Here is a 19,576-nt window from a genome sequence, read left to right as displayed (position 1 = left end):
ACTGTTCCGATGAAATCGACCCGACCCTTTCACCCGACTCCCGTCATCACGATCGACGGTCCCACTGCTTCCGGCAAGGGCACCGTCGCCGCGCTCGTCGCCGCGCATCTTGGCTTCCACTTGCTCGACAGCGGCGCGCTGTACCGCCTCGCCGCGCTCGCGAGCGTGCGCTACGGCATCGCGGCAGAGGACATCGACGCGCTGGTGAAGCTGATCGACGATCTCCACATCACGTTCCGGGAGGGCTGCGCGCAGCTCGACGGCGTCGATGTGTCGAACGACATCCGTGCCGAAGCGGTCGGCAACCGCGCATCGGCGATTGCCGTGCATGGGCCGGTGCGCACCGCGCTCGTCGCGCGTCAGCGCGCGTTCCGCAAGACGCCGGGCCTCGTTGCAGACGGGCGCGACATGGGCACCGTGATCTTCCCGGACGCCGTGTTGAAGGTGTTCCTGACGGCCAGCGCCGAGGCGCGCGCGACCAGACGGCATAAGCAATTGATGCAAAAAGGTTTTTCTGCTAATATAGATGACTTGCTCCGGGATCTTCGTGAACGTGACGCGCGCGACAGCAATCGCGCGGCCGCGCCGCTGAAGCCTGCGGCAGATGCCAAGCTGCTCGATACGTCGGCGCTTTCGGTCGATGAAGCGGTCGACCAGGTGCTGCAGTGGTACCGGGCGCTCGGCCAGCCCGCCTGAGAAGGCGGGTAGCAGTAGGTGTTCCGCGTCGCAAGCGCGGAGCGTGTTTCGAACCCTTAACCCCGTGTGGTCGTCGATCTGGCCCTTTCAGCCTGCCATTCCGGCCGGCGTGGCACAGCGATCCATGCACAATCAGATTTTTATGTCCGACCTGCAAACCTCCACCCCGAATACTGAATCTTTCGCGGCTCTGTTCGAAGAGTCGCTGACCCGCCAAGACATGCGCGCCGGCGAAGTGATTTCCGCCGAAGTCGTGCGCGTCGACCACAACTTCGTGGTCGTCAATGCAGGCCTGAAGTCCGAGGCTTACATTCCGATCGAGGAATTCCTGAACGATCAGGGCGAGGTTGAGGTGCAGTCGGGCGATTTCGTGTCCGTCGCGATCGACGCACTCGAAAACGGCTACGGCGACACGATCCTGTCGCGCGACAAGGCGAAGCGCCTTGCATCGTGGCTGTCGCTGGAAAAGGCTCTCGACAACAACGAACTCGTCACCGGCACGATCACCGGCAAGGTGAAGGGCGGCATGACCGTGATGGTCAACGGCATCCGTGCGTTCCTGCCGGGTTCGCTGGTCGACACGCGTCCGGTCAAGGACACGACCCCGTACGAAGGCAAGACGCTCGAGTTCCGCGTGATCAAGCTCGATCGCAAGCGTAACAACGTCGTGCTGTCGCGTCGTGCAGTGATCGAAGCAACCCAAGGCGAAGAGCGCGCGAAGCTGCTCGAGACGCTGAAGGAAGGCGCGATCGTCAACGGCGTGGTCAAGAACATCACCGACTACGGCGCGTTCGTCGACCTCGGCGGCATCGACGGCCTGCTGCACATCACCGACATCGCATGGCGTCGTGTGCGTCACCCGAGCGAAGTCCTGTCGGTTGGCCAGGAAGTCACCGCGAAGATCCTCAAGTTCGACCAAGAGAAGAACCGCGTCTCGCTGGGCATCAAGCAACTGGGCGACGATCCGTGGGAAGGCATCTCGCGCCGTTACCCGTCGGGCACGCGCCTGTTCGGCAAGGTCACGAACATCACCGACTACGGCGCATTCGTCGAAGTGGAATCGGGCATCGAAGGCCTCGTCCACGTGTCGGAAATGGACTGGACCAACAAGAACGTTGCTCCGTCGAAGGTTGTCCAGCTGGGCGACGAAGTCGAAGTCATGGTCCTCGAGATCGACGAAGACCGTCGTCGTATCAGCCTCGGCATGAAGCAGTGCAAGCCGAATCCGTGGGATGACTTCAGCCGCAACTTCAAGAAGGGCGACAAGATCACGGGCGCAATCAAGTCGATCACCGACTTCGGCGTGTTCATCGGTCTGCCGGGCGGCATCGACGGCCTGGTCCACCTGTCGGACCTGTCGTGGAGCGAAGCCGGCGAAGAAGCCGTTCGCAAGTACAAGAAGGGCGACGAAGTCGAAGCGATCGTGCTCGGTATCGACGTCGAGAAGGAGCGTATTTCGCTCGGCATCAAGCAGCTCGAAGGCGACCCGTTCAGCAACTACGTTGCAATGAACGACAAGGGCTCGATCGTCGACGGCGTCGTGAAGACGGTCGATGCGAAGGGTGCGGTCGTCACGCTGACGGGCGACATCGAAGGCTACCTGCGTGCGTCGGAAATCTCGCAGGATCGCGTCGAAGACGCACGCAACGTGCTGAAGGAAGGCGACAAGGTCAACGCGATGGTGATCAACATCGATCGCAAGTCGCGCGGCATCAACCTGTCGATCAAGGCGAAGGATTCGGCTGAACAACAGGAAGCGATCCGCGGCCTGCAGTCGGACACCAGCGCTGCTGCGACCGGTACGACCAACCTCGGCGCGCTGCTGAAGGCGAAGCTCGACGGCCAGAACCAGTAAGCCTCACGAGGTCTGCTGAAGTATGACCAAATCCGAGTTGGTCGCGCAGCTGGCATCGCGATTTCCGCAACTTGTCCTCAAGGATGCGGATTTCGCGGTGAAAACGATGCTCGATGCGATGTCTGACGCTCTGGCGAAAGGGCATCGTATCGAAATTCGGGGTTTCGGCAGCTTTGGCCTCAACCGTCGCCCGGCGCGCGTCGGACGCAACCCGAAGTCAGGGGAGAAAGTGCAGGTGCCCGAGAAGTTCGTGCCGCACTTCAAGCCTGGCAAGGAATTGCGGGAACGCGTCGACGGCCGCGCCGGTGAGCCGCTGAAGGCTGACGATCCGGACGACGAGCGTTGAGCGTCACCCGGATTGCCCGGAACCCATCCGGCGAAGGCTGAAAAGAAAAGCGCCCCTTGCGGGCGCTTTTTTCATTTCCAGCGAATGCGACGCAACGGGTGCGTGCAGGATGTGCGCAGCCGCGGAAACGCTTCCTTTACAATACGGGTCGATTCGGCGCGACGAAGGGGAGTCGCGCGCCGCGGCAAACCTCAACAAAGAGAGGGCTTCATGAAGTTTATCGTCTGGCTGATCCGGGTATTGGTGTTCGTACTGCTGCTGGTGCTTGCGCTGGCCAATACGCAAACCGCGACGCTGAATTTCGTGGCCGGCTATTCATGGCAGGCGCCGCTGATCCTGATCGGCCTCGCGTTCTTCGCCGTGGGGCTGCTGGCCGGCTTGCTGTCCGCGCTGCCTTCGATCTTCCGCCTGCGTCTCGAGAACGGGCGCCTGAAGCGCGATCTGCGCGCGGCGCGCGAAACGCCGGCCGTCATCGACCAGCCGCCGATGCCGCCCGTCATTTAACACGGACGCCGCGCGATCATCGCGCGGTTTTCGTCTCTGCTTCGATATTTCGCATGGATCTGGATTTCTGGTGGTTGCTCGCGATTCCGGTCGCGTTCGCGCTCGGTTGGGCGGCGTCACGCTATGACCTTAAGAATCTCCTGTCGGAGAGTGCCAACCTGCCGCGCTCGTATTTCCGCGGCCTGAATTTTCTGTTGAACGAACAACCCGACAAGGCGATCGACGCGTTCATCGAGGTCGCCAAGCTGGATCCCGAGACGGTCGAGCTGCACTTCGCGCTCGGCAACCTGTTTCGCCGCCGCGGCGAAACCGACCGCGCGATCCGCGTGCACCAGAACCTGCTGAGCCGCACGGACCTGCCGGTCAACGAGCGCGACCACGCACTGTACGAACTCGGCCAGGATTTTCTGAAGGCCGGCCTGCTCGATCGCGCCGAGGAGGCGTTCCACAAACTCGCCGACGGCGATTACGCACTCGGCGCGCAGCGGGCGCTGCTGACGATCTACGAGATCGAGAAGGACTGGAACAAGTCGATCGATACGGCGAAGCGCATCGAGTCGATGAGCGACAAACCGCTCGGCGTCGAAATTGCGCAGTTTCACTGCGAACTTGCGCAGGACGCGCTGCAGCGCAAGAACGCGGCAGCGGCTGCCGAACAGTTGCGCCTCGCGTTGACCGTGAACCCGCAGAACGTTCGCGCGACGATCCTCTCCGGCGACGCCGCGGCGGCCGAGGGCAACCATGCGGCCGCGATCGAGCACTGGAAGCGCGTCGAGGCGCAGAATCCGGCGTATCTGCCGCTCGTCGCCGACAAGCTGATGAAGGCGTACGTCGCGCTCGGCAAGAACGCCGAGGGCGCCGAGCTGCTGATGGGCTATGTCGACCGCTATCCGTCGAACGACCTGCTCGACATCGCATACCAGCACATCGCGGGCTTGCGCGGCCAGGACGCGGCGCACACGCTCGCGCGCACGCAGATGGAGAAGTCGCCGAACCTGTCGGGGATGCTGCACCTGCTCGATGCGCAGATCGCGGCGGCCGACGAGCCACGCCGTAAGGAACTTGAAATGATGCGTGCGCTGATCAAGCAGCGCACCAAGAATTTGCCACGGTATACGTGCCAGAATTGCGGTTTCCGGGCGCGCAATTTCTACTGGCAGTGTCCGGGCTGCAGCGGCTGGGAAACCTATGCGCCGCGTCGCGTCGATCCTGCGATGCCGGGCTGATCCCGGCACGCGGAGCCAACGCGCTGCGGTTGCCGCCGGGTTCGTCCCGGCGGCCAAGTTAGTCAATTACCGGGAAGTACCGGAACATCTATGAAAATCACCATCATCGGCACCGGCTATGTCGGTCTCGTCACGGGCGCCTGCCTGGCGGAGATCGGCCACGACGTATTCTGCCTCGACGTCGATCCGCGCAAGATCGACATCCTGAACAACGGCGGGATGCCGATTCACGAACCTGGGCTGCTGGACATCATCGCGCGCAACCGCGCAGCGGGGCGCCTGCGCTTCTCGACCGACATCGAGGCAAGCGTCGCGCACGGCGAGATCCAGTTCATCGCCGTCGGCACGCCGCCCGACGAGGACGGCTCGGCCGACCTGCAGTACGTGCTCGAAGCCGCGCGCAACATCGGCCGCCACATGACGGGCTTCAAGGTGATCGTCGACAAGTCGACGGTGCCGGTCGGTACCGCACAGCGCGTGCGCGGCGTGGTCGACGAAGCGCTTGCCGCCCGCGGGCTGGCGGGCAGCGTCGCGCATCGCTTTTCGGTCGTGTCGAACCCGGAGTTCCTGAAGGAAGGCGCCGCGGTCGAGGACTTCATGCGTCCGGACCGGATCATCATCGGCGTCGACGGCGACGAGACGGGCACGATCGCGCGCGAGAAGATGAAGAAGCTCTACGCGCCGTTCAACCGCAACCATGAGCGCACGATCTACATGGACGTGCGTTCGGCGGAATTCGCGAAATATGCGGCGAATGCGATGCTTGCAACGCGTATCTCGTTCATGAACGAGATGTCGAATCTCGCCGACAAGGTCGGCGCCGACATCGAGGCCGTGCGCCGCGGGATCGGCTCCGATCCGCGCATCGGCTATCACTTCCTGTACGCCGGCGTCGGCTACGGCGGCTCGTGCTTCCCGAAGGACGTCCAGGCGCTGATTCGCACGGCCGGCGAGAACGGCCAGCCGTTGCGCATCCTGGAAGCCGTCGAGGCGGCCAACCATGCGCAGAAGGACGTGCTGATCGGCAAGATCGAGCAGCGCTTCGGTGCCGACCTGACCGGCCGCGAGTTCGCGGTCTGGGGCCTGGCGTTCAAGCCGAACACCGATGACATGCGCGAGGCGCCGAGCCGCCGCCTGATCGCCGCGCTCCTCGAACGCGGCGCGACCGTGCGTGCGTACGATCCGGTCGCGGTCGACGAGGCGCGGCGCGTGTTTGCGCTCGATTTCGGTACCGATCCGGACGCGCTGGCGCGGCTGCATCTCGTCGACACGCAGGACATCGCCGTGACGGGCGCGGACGCGCTCGTGATCGTGACCGAGTGGAAGGAATTCCGGAGCCCTGATTTCACGCGCCTGAAGGCTGAACTAAAGGCGCCGGTGATCTTCGACGGGCGCAACCTGTACGAGCCGGATGCGATGGCCGAACTCGGCATCGACTACTACGCGATCGGCCGGCCGTATGTCGATCCCCAGTCGTCCTCCCGTGGCTGATCACACGATGAATACTCTCCGCGAGGTCGTTCCGGTGCCGCGTGCGCAACTCGCGCGCTCGCGCGTGCTCGTCGTCGGCGACGTGATGCTCGACCGTTACTGGTTCGGCAACGTCGATCGCATTTCGCCCGAGGCGCCCGTGCCGGTCGTGCACGTGCAGCGCCAGGAAGAGCGGCTCGGCGGTGCGGCCAACGTCGCGCGCAACGCCGTGACGCTCGGCGGCCAGGCCGGGTTGCTGTGCGTCGTCGGGTGCGACGAACCCGGCGAGCGCATCGTCGAACTGCTCGGCAGCAGCGGCGTGACGCCGCATCTCGAGCGCGACCCGGCGCTGCCGACCACGATCAAGCTGCGCGTGCTCGCGCGCCAGCAGCAACTGCTGCGCGTCGACTTCGAGGCCATGCCGACGCACGAGGTGCTGCTCGCGGGGCTCGCGCGCTTCGATGCGCTGCTGCCGCAGCACGACGTCGTGCTGATGTCGGATTACGCGAAAGGCGGCCTGACGCACGTCACGACGATGATCGAGAAGGCGCGCGCGGCCGGCAAGTCCGTCCTCGTCGACCCGAAGGGCGACGACTGGGCGCGCTATCGCGGTGCGTCGCTGATCACGCCGAATCGCGCGGAATTGCGCGAAGTGGTCGGGCAGTGGAAATCGGAAGACGATCTGCGCGCACGTGTCGCGAAGCTGCGCGCGGAACTCGACATCGACGCGCTGCTGCTCACGCGTTCGGAAGAAGGCATGACGCTGTTTTCCGCCACCGGCGAACTGCACGCACCGGCGCTCGCGCGCGAGGTGTTCGACGTGTCGGGCGCGGGCGATACCGTGATCGCGACGGTCGCGACGATGCTCGGCGCAGGCGTGCCGCTCGTCGACGCCGTCGTGCTCGCGAATCGCGCGGCAGGCATCGTGGTCGGCAAGCTCGGCACGGCCACGGTGGACTACGACGAACTGTTTCATTGAGCGCATGCGGCGGCGCGATGAGCGCGCCGCACGCATGGCTCGCACTTTTCAGGCAGGACGATCATGACCCTCATCGTCACCGGCGCAGCCGGTTTTATCGGCGCGAACATCGTCAAGGCGCTCAACGAGCGCGGCGAGACGCGCATCATCGCGGTCGACAACCTGACGCGCGCGGACAAGTTCCGGAATCTCGTCGATTGCGAGATCGACGACTATCTGGACAAGTCGGAATTCGTCGAACGTTTCGCGCGCGGCGATTTCGGCAAGGTGCGCGCGGTGTTCCACGAAGGTGCGTGCTCGGACACGATGGAAACCGACGGCCGCTACATGATGGACAACAACTTCCGCTACAGCCGCGCGTTGCTCGACACCTGCCTCGCACAGGGCACGCAGTTCCTGTACGCGTCGTCGGCGGCGACCTACGGCGGCTCGACGCGATTCGTCGAGGAGCGCGACGTCGAGGCGCCGCTGAATGTCTACGGCTATTCGAAGTTCCTGTTCGACCAGGTGGTCCGTCGTGTGCTGCCGACCGCGCAGAGCCAGATCGCCGGCTTCCGCTATTTCAACGTGTACGGCCCGCGCGAGACGCACAAGGGCCGCATGGCGTCGGTCGCGTTCCACAACTTCAACCAGTTCCGTGCGGAAGGCAAGGTGAAGCTGTTCGGCGAGTACAACGGCTATGCACCGGGCGAGCAGACGCGTGACTTCGTGTCGATCGAGGACGTGACCAAGGTGAACCTGTTCTTCTTCGATCATCCGGAGAAGTCGGGCATCTTCAACCTCGGGACCGGCCGTGCGCAGCCGTTCAACGATATCGCGTCGACGGTCGTGAATACGTTGCGCGCGCTCGACAACCTGCCGCCGCTGACGCTCGCGCAGCAGGTCGAGCAAGGGCTGATCGAATACGTGCCGTTCCCCGATGCGCTGCGCGGCAAGTACCAGTGCTTCACGCAGGCCGACCAGACGAAACTGCGCGCGGCCGGTTACGACGCACCGTTCCTGACCGTGCAGGAAGGCGTCGACCGCTACGTGCGTTGGCTATCCGGCCAGGTTTAAACGGAAGCGTTGCGTCGATAGACTGGGTCTCACGGTCGGCAGCCGCCGGCCGTATTCATCGGAGATCCAGCACATGATCAGAAAATGGTTGGCCGCAGCGGCAATGCTCGGCACGATCGCCTCGGCCTGGGCGGCCGTCGACGTCAACACCGCCAACGAGGATGCGCTCGTCGGCATCAAGGGTATCGGCCCGGCGCGGGCAAAGGCGATTCTCGACGAACGCGGCGCACGCGGTCCGTTCAGGAATGCGGAGGATCTCGCCGCACGCGTGAAAGGCATGGGCGGCCATACCGTCGAGCGGCTTCAGCAGGAAGGCCTGACGATCGGTGCGGCCGGCACGGGTGCCGCGCAGCCGGCCCCGGGCAAGCCGGCCGCCGGCAAGCCTGCGGCCGCACCTGCCCGCACCACCACGCAGAAGTAACGCGTCGCGCGCAGCCGACAACAAGCTCCTTCAGTCGCCGTCGTTGCGACGGCTTCCCGCGGCATGCCGCGGGTTTTTTGCGTGGGCACGGCGCATGCGGCGTCCACGCGTTGCACGGCATGCGTATTCCATCGCCGCAATGGGGTTGCCGGCGCGAGCAGCGGTGCTGGTTTACAATCGATCGATTGATCGGCCTCGTACTCACGGTATATCCATGGCTTACAAAACTATCGAAGACACGATCGGCAATACGCCGCTCGTCCAACTGGTCCGCTTGCCGGACGACGAGATTCGCGCGCGCAACAACGTGGTGCTCGCGAAGCTCGAAGGCAACAATCCGGCCGGTTCCGTGAAGGATCGCCCGGCGCTGTCGATGATCAGCAAGGCCGAGGCGCGCGGGCGCATCAAGCCGGGCGACACGCTGATCGAGGCGACCAGCGGCAACACCGGTATCGCACTCGCGATGGCAGCGGCGATCCGCGGCTACAAGATGGTGCTGATCATGCCGGAGGACCTGTCGGTCGAGCGCCGCCAGAGCATGGCCGCCTACGGTGCCGAAATCATCCTGACGCCGGTGAAGGGCGGGATGGAACTGGCACGTGATCTCGCGGACGAGATGCAGCGCGAAGGAAAGGGCGTGATCCTCGACCAGTTCGCGAACCCCGACAATCCGATTGCGCACTACGAAGCGACGGGCCCGGAAATCTGGCGCGATACCGAAGGGCGCGTCACGCACTTCGTGTCGGCAATGGGCACGACGGGCACGATCATGGGCACGTCGCGCTATCTGAAGGAGCAAAATCCGGCGATCGAGATCGTCGGTGCGCAGCCGGAAGACGGTTCGCGCATTCCGGGCATCCGCAAGTGGCCGGAAGCCTATATGCCGACGATCTTCGATCGCAGCCGTGTCGACCGCGTCGAGAGCGTGAGCCAGGCTGCGTCGGAAACGATGGCGCGCCGCCTCGCGGCTGTCGAAGGCATCTTCGCGGGCATTTCGTCGGGCGGCGCATGCGAAGTCGCGATGCGCATCGCGCGTCAGGTCGAGAATGCGACGATCGTGTTCATCGTCTGCGATCGCGGCGACCGCTACCTGTCCACGGGCGTGTTTCCTGCCTGAACGCGGGCAGATGCGCGTCGCACGCGTACGAAAAGAAAGCGCCGCTTGTGCGGCGCTTTTTCATTGGGCGGGCGGTGCTTACTGCGACTGTGTATCGGTGGTATTCGGCTGAAGTGCGCCGCTCGCTTCCATCTGCGCCTTTACAGCCTCGCCAAGCTGGTACACGGTAAGCGCGTAGAAGAAGCTGCGGTTGTAGCGCGTCAGCACGTAGAAATTCTTGAGCCCGAGCATGTATTCGGTCGCGCGGCCCGGCGACGGCAGGTCGACCACCGTCACGGGCGTGCCGGCTTCGGTCGTGATGTTGACCGTCGGCTCGTTCAGCGTCATGCCCGCGCGCAGCAGTTGCGACAGTGCCCAGTGCGGTTCGGGCTGGCCGTCGGCGGCGGCCTGTGCGATCCCCAGGCTGCCCGTGTCGGGCGTGATCTGCCAGACCACCGGGCGGTCGGTTTCCCAGCCGTGCTGCTTCAGGTAGTTCGCGACGCTGCCGATCGCATCGACAGGACTGCTGCGCAGGTCGACATGGCCCGTGCCGTCGAAGTCGACCGCATATTCGCGGATGCTGCTCGGCAGGAACTGCGGAATCCCGATCGCGCCCGTATACGAACCGAGCACGGTGGTCGGGTCGAGCTGGTTGTCGCGGGTCCAGACCAGGAAATCCTCGAGGTTCTTGCGGAACGTCGCCTGGCGGCTGTCACGATTCGGCGTGTCCGGATAGTCGAACGTGAGCGTCGTCAGCGCGTCGAGCACGCGGAAATTGCCCATGTAGCGGCCGTAGATCGTCTCGACACCGATGATGCCGACGATCACCTCGGGCGGCACGCCGAATTGCTCGGATGCACGCTGCAGCGTTGCCTGGTTCGCCTTCCAGAATTTCACGCCCGCGTTGATGCGGATCGGCTCGATGAAGCGCGAGCGATAGATGCGCCAGTTCTTGACCGTCGGCGACGGGGCCGGTTTCACGAGCTTGACCGCTGTCGCCGAATAGCTGATGCGCGAGAACAGCGCATGCAGGCTCGCGGAGTCGAAGCCGTTGCGGCTGACCATCTCGTCGATGAACGCGTCGACCTTCGCGTTGTTCGCGTAACGCTGCGGAACGATTTCCTCTTCGAAGGTCTGGCCTTGCGGCGTCGGCTGTTGCGGCTGGGCCTGTGCGACGAGCGTGCCCGCGGGCTTCGCGGGTTGCGTCTGCGCGCCGGCGGGCGCGGCGCCGAGGGCCGCGACGACAGCGGCCGCGACGAGCGGAACGCGAACACGGAACAGCGCGGAGAGAAGGGCGGCAGGCTTGCTGGAATTCATGTCGAAGCGGGCGGACAGGGCGATTGGGTTCGGCGCAGTATACCCGACGGATCCGGCGCGCCGGGGCGTGGCAGGCCCCCGTTGTGGTAAGTTAGCGGCGAATTCGCGGCAGACGATGGACATCATTGATGGAGACCTGCGGCGCACCGTGCGCCGCGGATGACAGCTTATGGCAACCGCTTTCTATACGCACCCCGACTGCATGCTGCACGAGATGGGGGAATGGCATCCGGAATGTCCGGCCCGCCTGTCGGCGATCCAGGATCAACTGATCGCGAGCCGCATCGACGATCTGATCGTGCACGAAACCGCGCCGTTCGCGAGCGAGGTGGCGCTGGGCCGGGTGCATACGCAGGCGCACATCGACTACATCCGGAGCATGACGCCGGTCGACGGCTACGTCGAGATCGATCCCGATACGCTGATGAACCGCGATACGTGGCGCGCGGCGTTGCGTGCGGCCGGCGCCGCGATCGCGGCGACCGACGCGGTGATCGAAGGCCGCTATGCGAATGCGTTCTGTGGCGTGCGTCCGCCCGGCCACCATGCGGAGCCTGCGCGTGCGATGGGTTTCTGCTTCTTCAACAACGTCGCGATCGCCGCGCGACATGCGCTCGACGTACACGGTCTGGAGCGTGTCGCGATCATCGATTTCGACGTGCATCACGGCAACGGCACCGAGGCGGCGTTCGCGAACGACGAGCGGGTGCTGATGTGCAGCTTCTTCCAGCATCCGCTGTACCCGTTCTCGGGCGTCGATCACCAGGCGCCGAACATGGTCAACCTGCCGATGCCCGCGCGCAGCAACGGGATGGCGATCCGCGAAGCCGTCGACATGTTCTGGCTGCCGCGCCTCGATGCGTTCAAGCCGCAGATGCTGTTCGTGTCCGCGGGTTTCGATGCGCATCGCGAGGACGACATCGGCAATCTCGGCCTCGTCGAAGCCGATTTCGAATGGTTGACCGCGCAGATCGTCGAGGTGGCGCGCCGGCATGCGCAGGGGCGCATCGTGAGCTGCCTCGAAGGCGGCTACAACCTGTCCGCGCTCGGGCGCAGCGTCGTCGCGCACCTGCGCGTACTGGCCGGCATCTGACGATCGCGTGACCGGCCGGGCCGGACGCGCTCAGCGCGCCGGCACGCGCGCATGAATCCACGCGATCAGCGCGTCGATCACGCGATCGCGTTCGAGATCGTTCATCGTTTCGTGAAAGCCGTCTTCGTACAGCGTCAACGTGCGATCGGGCGAGCCGACGCACGCACCGAACGCACGGCTGCCGTCGGGTTCGGTCAGCTTGTCCTCGGTGCCGTGATAGACGAGCACCGGAACGCGCAGCCCGCCGCGACCGCTTTCGATGCGTGCCATCGCGTCGAGAATCTCCGCGCCGGTGCGCGCGGGCACCGGGCCATGATGGACGAGCGGATCGGCGCGATTGGCTGCGACGATGGCCGGATCGCGCGACAGCAGCGCGGCATCGATCCTGATTGCGGGGAAGGTCGGCCATATGCGGCTGATGACGCGGCTCACAGCAAGCATCCAGCGCGGCACGTCACGTCCCGGCGCGAGCGCCGGGCTCGACAGCACGAGGCCGGCCAGCTCGTGGCCGCGTGCCGGCGCGCGTTCGATCGCGTACAGCGCCGCGACCGCCCCGCCCATGCTGTGCCCCATCAGGAACAGCGGCGAATTGCCGCGTGCGGCTTCGGCGACCAGCGCATCCGCATCGTTCAGATAGCCGTCGAAGCGCTCGACCCAGGCGCGTTTGCCGGGTGACTGGCCGTGCCCGCGCAGGTCGATCGCGAGCACCTCGATGCCGGCCGCATTCAGCCGGCCGGCGAGCGCGGCATAGCGACCCGCGTGTTCGGCAAGGCCATGTACGAGCGCGATCGTCGCGCGCGGCGGCTCGGTGCCGTCGCCAGCCGGCCAGCGGTACGACGCCAGTTCGAGCCCGTCGGCGGTACGCAGGCGGCCCATCGTCGGCGCGGGTGGGGACGATGGCGCCGGTCCGGCGGTGGCAGGTGCGGCGGCCGGCGTGGTGGTGGCGGTCATCTGGCGTGTCCCCTGTCGGTTGGTTGGTGTTCCGGATCATAGTCGCGGCATCGTCGTGGCGCGCCAGCGGCATCCCTCTAATTTCGTGCGGTTATGAAAAGATCGAAATCGATTATTAAGGGGAATGAGGGGTTTGCGGTAAAATCGACGGTTATTCCAGATGCATCGGCGGCCGACTGGCGGGCCAACTCGCCGGCCGGCCGCCGTTTTGTTTACATGATCGAATTACGCAATCTTTCGCAGCGATTTCCCGGGCCGGGCGGCTGGGTCGAGGCGCTGCGCAACATCAACCTGACGATCCCGCAGGGCGAGGTGTTCGGCATCATCGGCCGAAGCGGCGCCGGCAAGAGCACGCTCGTGCGCACCATCAACCTGCTCACGCGGCCGACCGAAGGCAATGTCGTCGTCGGCGGGCTCGATCTCACGCTGCTGTCGGCTGGCGCGCTGCGCGAGGCGCGACGCGAGATCGGCATGATCTTCCAGCACTTCAACCTGCTGTCGTCGCGCACGGTGTTCGACAACGTCGCGCTGCCGCTCGAGCTGGCCGGCGCAAGCCGTGCCGACATCGAGGCCGCGGTGCTGCCGCTGCTCGACCTCGTCGGGCTGTCCGCGCAGAAGGATCGCTATCCGTCGCAGATCAGCGGCGGGCAGAAGCAGCGCGTCGGCATCGCACGCGCGCTCGCGAGCCAGCCGAAGGTGCTGCTGTCGGACGAAGCGACGTCCGCGCTCGATCCCGAGACCACGCGCTCGATCCTCGACCTGCTGAAGCGCATCAACCGCGAACTCGGCCTGACGATCGTGCTGATCACGCACCAGATGGAAGTGATCAAGCAGGTGTGCGATCGCGTCGCGGTGCTCGATGCGGGGCGCGTGGTCGAGGAAGGCCGCGTGATCGACGTGTTCCTGCAGCCGCATCACGAGGTGACGCGCGCCCTGATCGGCGACGTGATCGCGCAGGAGTTGCCGCCCGCGCTGAAGGCGCGCGTGGCCGAGCGGCTGAAGACCGGCAGCGGGCATCTGCTGCGGCTGGCGTTTACGGGCTCGGGCGTCGACCAGCCGATCCTGTCGGAAACGATCCGTCGGTACGAACTCGATTTCAACATCCTGCATGGCCAGATCGACGAGATCCAGGGTCAGGCATTCGGTTCGCTCGCGGTGCTCGCGGGCGGCGAGCCGGGCAAGGTCGGGCAGGCGCTCGCGTTCCTGCGCGAACAAGGTGTGGTGGTAGAGGAGCTTTCGTATGTTGAGTGAGATGTTCGATATGTTCGTGCAGTCGTTCTGGGAGACGCTGATCATGGTCGGCATCTCCGGGGCGGTCGGCGCGCTCGTCGGTCTGCCGCTCGGCGTGCTGCTCTACCTGACCGACCGCCAGGGCGTGCTGCAGAACCTCGCGGTGAATCGCGTGCTCGGCGGCATCGTGAATGCCGTCCGCTCGACGCCGTTCATCATCCTGCTGGTCGCGGTGATTCCGTTTACGCGGCTCGTCACGGGTTCGTCGATCGGCACGGCCGCGGCGGTCGTGCCGCTGACGCTCGCGGCCGCGCCGTTCATCGCGCGTCTCGTCGAGACGGCGCTGCGCGAAGTCGACCGCGGGCTGATCGAGGCCGCGCAATCGATGGGCGCGACCACGTCGCAGATCGTCTTCAAGGTGCTGTTGCCCGAATCGCTGCCGGGTGTCGTCGCGGGCCTGACGATCACGTTCGTGTCGCTGGTCGGCTATTCGGCGATGGCGGGCGCGATCGGCGGCGGCGGGCTCGGCGATCTCGGGATCCGCTACGGTTATCAGCGCTATCTGCCGGAAGTGATGTGGACGGTCGTCGCGATCCTGATCGTGTTCGTGCAGATCGTGCAGTCGTTCGGCGACTGGCTCGTCCGCCGGCTGAGTCACAAATAAGACGAAATTGATCCGTTAGGGGAGAGAGACGATGCAACGACGCTTCATGCTGAAGTTCGCGGTGGCACTCGGCGCAGCCGCGCTGTTCGCGGGTGCGCACGCACAGGCCGAAACCATCAAGGTGGGCGTGACGGGTGGGCCGCACGCGCAGATCATGGAGGCGGTGAAGAAGGTCGCGGCGAAGAGCGGCCTCGACATCCGCATCGTCGAATTCTCCGATTACGTGCAGCCGAACGCCGCGCTCGCGTCGGGCGACCTCGATGCGAACAGCTACCAGCACGACCCGTATCTGCAGGCGCAGGTGAAGGATCGCGGCTACAAGCTGATCAAGGTCGCGGATACCGTCACGTTCCCGATGGGCATCTATTCGAAGCGCGTGAAGTCGCTGGCCGAACTGAAGCCGGGCGCGCGCATCGCGGTTCCGAACGATCCGACCAACGGCGGCCGTGCGTTGCTGTTGCTGCAGAAGCAGGGCCTGTTGAAGCTGCGTGCGGACGCGGGGCTGAAGGCGACGCCGCTCGATATCGTCGACAATCCGCGCAAGCTGAAGATCGTCGAGCTTGATGCGGCGCAGATTCCGCGTTCGCTCGGCGACGTCGACGCGGCCGCGATCAATACTAACTACGCGATGGAAGCGGGGTTGAAACCGAAACAGGACGCGATCGCGATCGAAGGGCCGAGCGGCCCGTACGCGAACGTCCTGGCGATCCGCGAGGCGGACCGGAACAAGCCGTGGGTGGCGAAACTGATCGCGGCCTATCATTCGGCCGATGTGAAGCAGTTCATCGAAGGCAAGTTCGGCGGAGCGGTCATTGCCGCCTGGTAACGGGCGAACAACGGGACGCCCGGAGAGATTAGAGTCGATGATCGAAAACCCGGGCTTTGCGTCCGGGTTTTTTCTCTTTTAAAATAGAACGATCGTTCGCTATCATTGGCGCGTCGTCAAGAAGCGGTATCCTCGACAACCATGATGGTTGGGTCCGCTTGGCCGCGCAGTCATGAGGCCTCGCTATAGAATGGCCTCTGGTCGTATTCGTAACTTTGGAGCGTGTGCATGAAAATCCTGGTGCCAGTGAAAAGAGTGGTCGATTACAACGTGAAGGTCCGCGTGAAGTCGGACAACACGGGCGTCGACATCGCGAACGTGAAGATGTCGATGAACCCGTTCGACGAAATCGCGGTGGAAGAAGCGGTGCGCCTGAAGGAAGCGGGCGTCGCGACCGAAGTGATCGCGGTGTCGGTGGGCGTGACGCAAGCGCAGGAAACGCTGCGCACGGCGCTGGCGATCGGCGCGGATCGCGCGATCCTCGTCGAATCGAACGACAGCGTCGAGCCGCTGGCCGTCGCGAAGATCCTGAAGGCGCTGGTCGACAAGGAGCAGCCGCAACTGGTGATCCTCGGCAAGCAGGCAATCGACGACGATTCGAACCAGACGGGCCAGATGCTGGCCGCGCTGGCCGGTCTCCCGCAAGCGACGTTCGCATCGAAGGTGACGATCGCGGACGGCAAGGCAACGGTTGCACGCGAAGTCGACGGCGGCGCGGAAACGCTGTCGCTGACGCTGCCGGCGGTCGTGACGACCGACCTGCGCCTGAACGAGCCGCGCTACGTGACGCTGCCGAACATCATGAAGGCGAAGAAGAAGCCGCTGGAAACGGTGAAGCCGGAAGACCTCGGCGTGGACGTCGCGCCGCGTCTGAAGACGCTGAAGGTGGCCGAGCCGCCGAAGCGCGCAGCCGGCGTGAAGGTGCCGGACGTGAAGACGCTGGTCGAGAAGCTGAAGACCGAAGCCAAGGTGCTGTAAGAGGGAGCGGAAAGAAATGACGATTCTGGTGATTGCAGAACACGACAACGCGTCGATCAAGGCCGCGACGCTGAACACGGTGGCGGCGGCAGCGAAGATCGGTGGCGACATTCACGTGCTGGTCGCAGGCCACAATGCGCAAGGCGCAGCCGACGCGGCAGCAAAGATCGCGGGTGTATCGAAGGTGCTGCTGGCCGACGCGCCGCAACTCGAAGCAGGTCTCGCGGAAAACGTCGAAGCGACCGCGCTGAACATCGCGAAGGACTATTCACACATCCTCGCGCCGGCGACGGCCTACGGCAAGAACATCGCGCCGCGTATCGCCGCGAAGCTGGACGTCGCGCAGATCTCGGACATCACGGCGGTTGACAGTGCCGACACGTTCGAGCGCCCGATCTACGCGGGCAACGCGATCGCGACGGTGCAGTCGAGCGACCCGATCAAGGTCATCACGGTGCGTGCGACCGGTTTCGATCCGGTGGCAGCGGAAGGCGGCAGCGCGTCGGTCGAGAAGATCGAAGCAGCGGCAGACGCCGGCAAGTCGCAGTTCGTGAGCCGTGAAGTGACGAAGCTGGACCGTCCGGAGCTCACCAGCGCGAAGATCATCGTGTCGGGCGGCCGCGGTCTGGGCAGCGGCGAGAACTACACGAAGGTGCTGGAGCCGCTGGCCGACAAGCTGTCGGCAGCGCTCGGCGCATCGCGCGCGGCAGTCGACGCCGGCTACGTGCCGAACGACTACCAGGTCGGCCAGACCGGCAAGATCGTCGCACCGCAGCTGTACATCGCGGTCGGCATCTCGGGTGCGATCCAGCATCTGGCCGGCATGAAGGATTCGAAGGTGATCGTCGCGATCAACAAGGATCCGGAAGCGCCGATCTTCAGCGTGGCCGACTACGGCCTCGTCGGCGATCTGTTCGCGCTCGTGCCGGAGCTCGTGAACGAGCTCGGCTGACGCAGTGTGACGCTCAGGCGGTAAGCACACGAGAAGAGGGGCGCGACGAGCGCCCCTTTTTTTCGCCATCGACAGAAGAGAGAAGAGGGAGACACACCATGAGCTATAACGCCCCCGTCAAGGACATGCTGTTCGTGCTGAAGGAACTCGCGGGCATCGACACCGTTGCGCAACTACCGGGTTTCGAGGACGCCGGTTACGACACGGCGCAGGCCGTGCTCGACGAGTCCGCGAAATTCTGCGGCGAGGTGCTGGCGCCGCTGAACGTCGAAGGCGACCGCAATCCGAGCAGCTGGAAGGACGGTGTCGTGACCGCGACGCCGGGCTTCGGCGAAGCGTTCCGCCAGTTCGTCGAAGGCGGCTGGCAGGGGCTGCAGCACCCGTCCGAATACGACGGCCAGGGGCTGCCGAAGCTGATCGCGACGCCGTGCATCGAGATGCTGAACGCGTCGAACCTGTCGTTCGCGCTGTGTCCGCTGCTGACCGACGGCGCGATCGAGGCGCTGCTGACGGCCGGCACCGACGAGCAGAAGCAGCGCTACGTGCCGAAGCTGATCTCGGGCGAATGGACCGGCACGATGAACCTGACCGAGCCGCAGGCGGGCTCGGATCTTGCGCTGGTGCGTTCGCGCGCCGAGCCGCAGGGCGACGGCACGTACAAGGTGTTCGGCACGAAGATCTTCATCACGTGGGGCGAGCACGACATGGCGGACAACATCGTCCACCTGGTGCTGGCACGCACGCCGAACGCGCCGGAAGGCGTGAAGGGCATCTCGCTGTTCATCGTGCCGAAGTTCCTGGTGAACGAGGACGGCTCGCTGGGCGCGCGCAACGACGTGCACTGCGTATCGATCGAGCACAAGCTCGGGATCAAGGCGAGCCCGACGGCGGTGCTGCAATATGGCGATAACGGCGGCGCGATCGGTTACCTGATCGGCGAAGAAAACCGCGGCCTCGAATACATGTTCATCATGATGAACGCGGCGCGCTTCGGCGTCGGGATGCAGGGGATCGGCGTGGCCGACCGCGCGTACCAGAAGGCCGCGGAATTCGCGAAGGAGCGCGTGCAGAGCCGCCCGGTGGACGGGTCGGCCAAGCAGTCGGTGACGATCATCCATCACCCGGACGTGCGCCGGATGCTCGGCACGATGCGCGCGCTGACCGAAGGCGCGCGCTCGCTGGCATACGTGGCCGCGGCGCACAGCGACATTGCCCACCGCCATTCGGACGAGGCGACGCGGGCGCGTCATCAGGCAATCTACGAATATCTGGTGCCGGTCGTGAAGGGCTGGAGCACGGAGATGGTGAACGACGTGGCGAGCCTGGGCGTGCAGGTGCACGGCGGGATGGGGTTCATCGAGGAAACCGGCGCGGCGCAGTATTACCGCGATGCGCGGATCCTGGCGATCTACGAAGGCACGACGGCGATCCAGGCGAACGACCTGGTGGGCCGCAAGACGCTGCGCGACGGCGGCGCGGTGGCGAAGGCGCTGATCGCCGAAATCGGCGAGACTGTCGCGGCGCTGGGCAAGCTGGACGGTGCGGCGGCCGCATCGATGAAGGTGCAACTGGAGAAGGGCGCGAAGGCGCTGTCGTCGGTGGTGGATTACGTGCTGGCGAACGCGAAGCAGGACCCGAATGCGGTGTTCGCGGGCAGCGTGCCGTACCTGAAGCTGGCGGGCGTGGTGCTGTGCGGATGGCAGATGGCGCGTGCGCTGGTGGCCGCGCAGGCGAACCGCGCGAGCGACCCGGCGTTCTTCGGTGCGAAGATCGCGATCGCGCAGCTCTATGCGGAGCAGGTGCTGGTGCAGGCAGGCGCGCTCGAAGCGTCGATTGTCGGCACGAAGGGCAACGAGGGCGTGCTCGCGTTGACGGAAGACCAGTTCTGATTCTTCGCGGGACACTCGAGGTCATGA

General features: G+C 65.0%; 19 protein-coding genes. 17 read left to right on the top strand and 2 right to left on the bottom strand.

Annotated elements, in window-relative coordinates; genetic code table 11:
* Positions 1-9 precede the first annotated feature (9 nt).
* The 10 genes from cmk (at position 10) to cysM (ending at position 9,670) form a co-directional block, all read left to right on the top strand.
* Positions 10-696, top strand: coding sequence for a (d)CMP kinase (gene cmk / locus ACTJLD_RS09730; protein WP_006476573.1), 687 nt, complete (start codon positions 10-12; stop codon positions 694-696).
* A gap of 142 nt (positions 697-838) precedes the next feature.
* Positions 839-2,551, top strand: coding sequence for a 30S ribosomal protein S1 (rpsA, locus tag ACTJLD_RS09725; RefSeq protein ID WP_027788061.1), 1,713 nt, complete (start codon positions 839-841; stop codon positions 2,549-2,551).
* Between the two features lie 22 nt (positions 2,552-2,573).
* Positions 2,574-2,897 carry an integration host factor subunit beta gene (locus tag ACTJLD_RS09720; RefSeq protein ID WP_006486894.1) on the top strand — a complete coding sequence of 108 codons (324 nt, stop codon included), beginning with the start codon at positions 2,574-2,576 and terminating at the stop codon, positions 2,895-2,897.
* A gap of 210 nt (positions 2,898-3,107) precedes the next feature.
* Positions 3,108-3,401 carry a lipopolysaccharide assembly protein LapA domain-containing protein gene (locus tag ACTJLD_RS09715; protein WP_021157458.1) on the top strand — a complete coding sequence of 98 codons (294 nt, stop codon included), beginning with the start codon at positions 3,108-3,110 and terminating at the stop codon, positions 3,399-3,401.
* A 53-nt stretch (positions 3,402-3,454) separates the two neighbouring features.
* Positions 3,455-4,627, top strand: coding sequence for a lipopolysaccharide assembly protein LapB (gene lapB / locus ACTJLD_RS09710; protein ID WP_059485227.1), 1,173 nt, complete (start codon positions 3,455-3,457; stop codon positions 4,625-4,627).
* A gap of 90 nt (positions 4,628-4,717) precedes the next feature.
* Positions 4,718-6,118 (top strand): UDP-glucose dehydrogenase family protein, encoded by a 1,401-nt coding sequence (locus ACTJLD_RS09705; RefSeq protein WP_059695835.1) that lies wholly within the window; start codon positions 4,718-4,720, stop codon positions 6,116-6,118.
* A gap of 7 nt (positions 6,119-6,125) precedes the next feature.
* Positions 6,126-7,076 (top strand): D-glycero-beta-D-manno-heptose-7-phosphate kinase, encoded by a 951-nt coding sequence (gene rfaE1, locus ACTJLD_RS09700; protein ID WP_051363294.1) that lies wholly within the window; start codon positions 6,126-6,128, stop codon positions 7,074-7,076.
* 63 nt (positions 7,077-7,139) lie between these two features.
* Positions 7,140-8,132, top strand: coding sequence for an ADP-glyceromanno-heptose 6-epimerase (gene rfaD, locus ACTJLD_RS09695; protein ID WP_027788057.1), 993 nt, complete (start codon positions 7,140-7,142; stop codon positions 8,130-8,132).
* Positions 8,133-8,205: 73 nt separating this feature from the next.
* Positions 8,206-8,553, top strand: a complete 348-nt coding sequence (locus tag ACTJLD_RS09690) for a ComEA family DNA-binding protein (RefSeq protein ID WP_021157453.1) — start codon at positions 8,206-8,208, stop codon at positions 8,551-8,553.
* A 214-nt stretch (positions 8,554-8,767) separates the two neighbouring features.
* Positions 8,768-9,670 (top strand): cysteine synthase CysM, encoded by a 903-nt coding sequence (gene cysM / locus ACTJLD_RS09685; RefSeq protein WP_027788056.1) that lies wholly within the window; start codon positions 8,768-8,770, stop codon positions 9,668-9,670.
* 78 nt (positions 9,671-9,748) lie between these two features.
* Here cysM and mltB read toward each other — a convergent pair whose 3' ends face one another.
* Positions 9,749-11,092 (bottom strand): lytic murein transglycosylase B, encoded by a 1,344-nt coding sequence (gene mltB, locus ACTJLD_RS09680; RefSeq protein ID WP_440658614.1) that lies wholly within the window; start codon positions 11,090-11,092, stop codon positions 9,749-9,751.
* Positions 11,093-11,135: 43 nt separating this feature from the next.
* Between mltB and ACTJLD_RS09675 the strand changes: the two genes are divergently transcribed.
* Positions 11,136-12,059 carry a histone deacetylase family protein gene (locus tag ACTJLD_RS09675; protein ID WP_021157450.1) on the top strand — a complete coding sequence of 308 codons (924 nt, stop codon included), beginning with the start codon at positions 11,136-11,138 and terminating at the stop codon, positions 12,057-12,059.
* 30 nt (positions 12,060-12,089) lie between these two features.
* Here ACTJLD_RS09675 and ACTJLD_RS09670 read toward each other — a convergent pair whose 3' ends face one another.
* Positions 12,090-13,010 (bottom strand): lysophospholipase, encoded by a 921-nt coding sequence (locus ACTJLD_RS09670; protein ID WP_440658612.1) that lies wholly within the window; start codon positions 13,008-13,010, stop codon positions 12,090-12,092.
* Positions 13,011-13,226: 216 nt separating this feature from the next.
* Here ACTJLD_RS09670 and ACTJLD_RS09665 point away from each other — a divergent pair, with 216 nt between their 5' ends.
* The 6 genes from ACTJLD_RS09665 (at position 13,227) to ACTJLD_RS09640 (ending at position 19,549) form a co-directional block, all read left to right on the top strand.
* A complete protein-coding gene (locus tag ACTJLD_RS09665; protein ID WP_027788053.1) occupies positions 13,227-14,261 on the top strand; it encodes a methionine ABC transporter ATP-binding protein in 1,035 nt (344 codons plus the stop codon).
* The gene (locus ACTJLD_RS09660; protein ID WP_006486982.1) at positions 14,251-14,904 is read left to right on the top strand and encodes a methionine ABC transporter permease; all 654 of its coding nucleotides are present in this window, start codon (positions 14,251-14,253) and stop codon (positions 14,902-14,904) included. The genes ACTJLD_RS09665 and ACTJLD_RS09660 overlap by 11 nt, the downstream gene beginning before the upstream one ends.
* A gap of 31 nt (positions 14,905-14,935) precedes the next feature.
* Entirely contained in the window at positions 14,936-15,730 is a 795-nt protein-coding gene (locus tag ACTJLD_RS09655) for a MetQ/NlpA family ABC transporter substrate-binding protein (RefSeq protein WP_027788052.1), read from the top strand.
* 228 nt (positions 15,731-15,958) lie between these two features.
* The gene (locus ACTJLD_RS09650) at positions 15,959-16,708 is read left to right on the top strand and encodes an electron transfer flavoprotein subunit beta/FixA family protein (protein WP_021157446.1); all 750 of its coding nucleotides are present in this window, start codon (positions 15,959-15,961) and stop codon (positions 16,706-16,708) included.
* A 16-nt stretch (positions 16,709-16,724) separates the two neighbouring features.
* On the top strand, positions 16,725-17,660 hold the full coding sequence (locus ACTJLD_RS09645; protein ID WP_027788051.1) for an electron transfer flavoprotein subunit alpha/FixB family protein: 936 nt from the start codon (positions 16,725-16,727) through the stop codon (positions 17,658-17,660).
* Between the two features lie 98 nt (positions 17,661-17,758).
* Entirely contained in the window at positions 17,759-19,549 is a 1,791-nt protein-coding gene (locus ACTJLD_RS09640) for an acyl-CoA dehydrogenase (RefSeq protein ID WP_134321258.1), read from the top strand.
* Positions 19,550-19,576: the final 27 nt, after the last annotated feature.

This window comes from Burkholderia sp. 22088 (assembly GCF_052045915.1).
In the GTDB taxonomy this organism is placed as follows: domain Bacteria; phylum Pseudomonadota; class Gammaproteobacteria; order Burkholderiales; family Burkholderiaceae; genus Burkholderia; species Burkholderia cepacia.
Note: the sequence above shows the minus strand (reverse complement) of the source record. Positions and strands in the feature narration are given on the sequence as shown.

Excerpts from the sequence above, each read along its gene's own strand:
- cmk (WP_006476573.1), top strand. The coding sequence starts at position 10 with ATGAAATCGACCCGACCCTTTCACCCGACTCCCGTCATCACGATCGAC.
- rpsA (WP_027788061.1), top strand. The coding sequence starts at position 839 with ATGTCCGACCTGCAAACCTCCACCCCGAATACTGAATCTTTCGCGGCT.
- ACTJLD_RS09720 (WP_006486894.1), top strand. The coding sequence starts at position 2,574 with ATGACCAAATCCGAGTTGGTCGCGCAGCTGGCATCGCGATTTCCGCAA.
- ACTJLD_RS09715 (WP_021157458.1), top strand. The coding sequence starts at position 3,108 with ATGAAGTTTATCGTCTGGCTGATCCGGGTATTGGTGTTCGTACTGCTG.
- lapB (WP_059485227.1), top strand. The coding sequence starts at position 3,455 with ATGGATCTGGATTTCTGGTGGTTGCTCGCGATTCCGGTCGCGTTCGCG.
- ACTJLD_RS09705 (WP_059695835.1), top strand. The coding sequence starts at position 4,718 with ATGAAAATCACCATCATCGGCACCGGCTATGTCGGTCTCGTCACGGGC.
- rfaE1 (WP_051363294.1), top strand. The coding sequence starts at position 6,126 with ATGAATACTCTCCGCGAGGTCGTTCCGGTGCCGCGTGCGCAACTCGCG.
- rfaD (WP_027788057.1), top strand. The coding sequence starts at position 7,140 with ATGACCCTCATCGTCACCGGCGCAGCCGGTTTTATCGGCGCGAACATC.
- ACTJLD_RS09690 (WP_021157453.1), top strand. The coding sequence starts at position 8,206 with ATGATCAGAAAATGGTTGGCCGCAGCGGCAATGCTCGGCACGATCGCC.
- cysM (WP_027788056.1), top strand. The coding sequence starts at position 8,768 with ATGGCTTACAAAACTATCGAAGACACGATCGGCAATACGCCGCTCGTC.
- mltB (WP_440658614.1), bottom strand. The coding sequence starts at position 11,092 with ATGATGTCCATCGTCTGCCGCGAATTCGCCGCTAACTTACCACAACGG.
- ACTJLD_RS09675 (WP_021157450.1), top strand. The coding sequence starts at position 11,136 with ATGGCAACCGCTTTCTATACGCACCCCGACTGCATGCTGCACGAGATG.
- ACTJLD_RS09670 (WP_440658612.1), bottom strand. The coding sequence starts at position 13,010 with ATGACCGCCACCACCACGCCGGCCGCCGCACCTGCCACCGCCGGACCG.
- ACTJLD_RS09665 (WP_027788053.1), top strand. The coding sequence starts at position 13,227 with ATGATCGAATTACGCAATCTTTCGCAGCGATTTCCCGGGCCGGGCGGC.
- ACTJLD_RS09660 (WP_006486982.1), top strand. The coding sequence starts at position 14,251 with ATGTTGAGTGAGATGTTCGATATGTTCGTGCAGTCGTTCTGGGAGACG.
- ACTJLD_RS09655 (WP_027788052.1), top strand. The coding sequence starts at position 14,936 with ATGCAACGACGCTTCATGCTGAAGTTCGCGGTGGCACTCGGCGCAGCC.
- ACTJLD_RS09650 (WP_021157446.1), top strand. The coding sequence starts at position 15,959 with ATGAAAATCCTGGTGCCAGTGAAAAGAGTGGTCGATTACAACGTGAAG.
- ACTJLD_RS09645 (WP_027788051.1), top strand. The coding sequence starts at position 16,725 with ATGACGATTCTGGTGATTGCAGAACACGACAACGCGTCGATCAAGGCC.
- ACTJLD_RS09640 (WP_134321258.1), top strand. The coding sequence starts at position 17,759 with ATGAGCTATAACGCCCCCGTCAAGGACATGCTGTTCGTGCTGAAGGAA.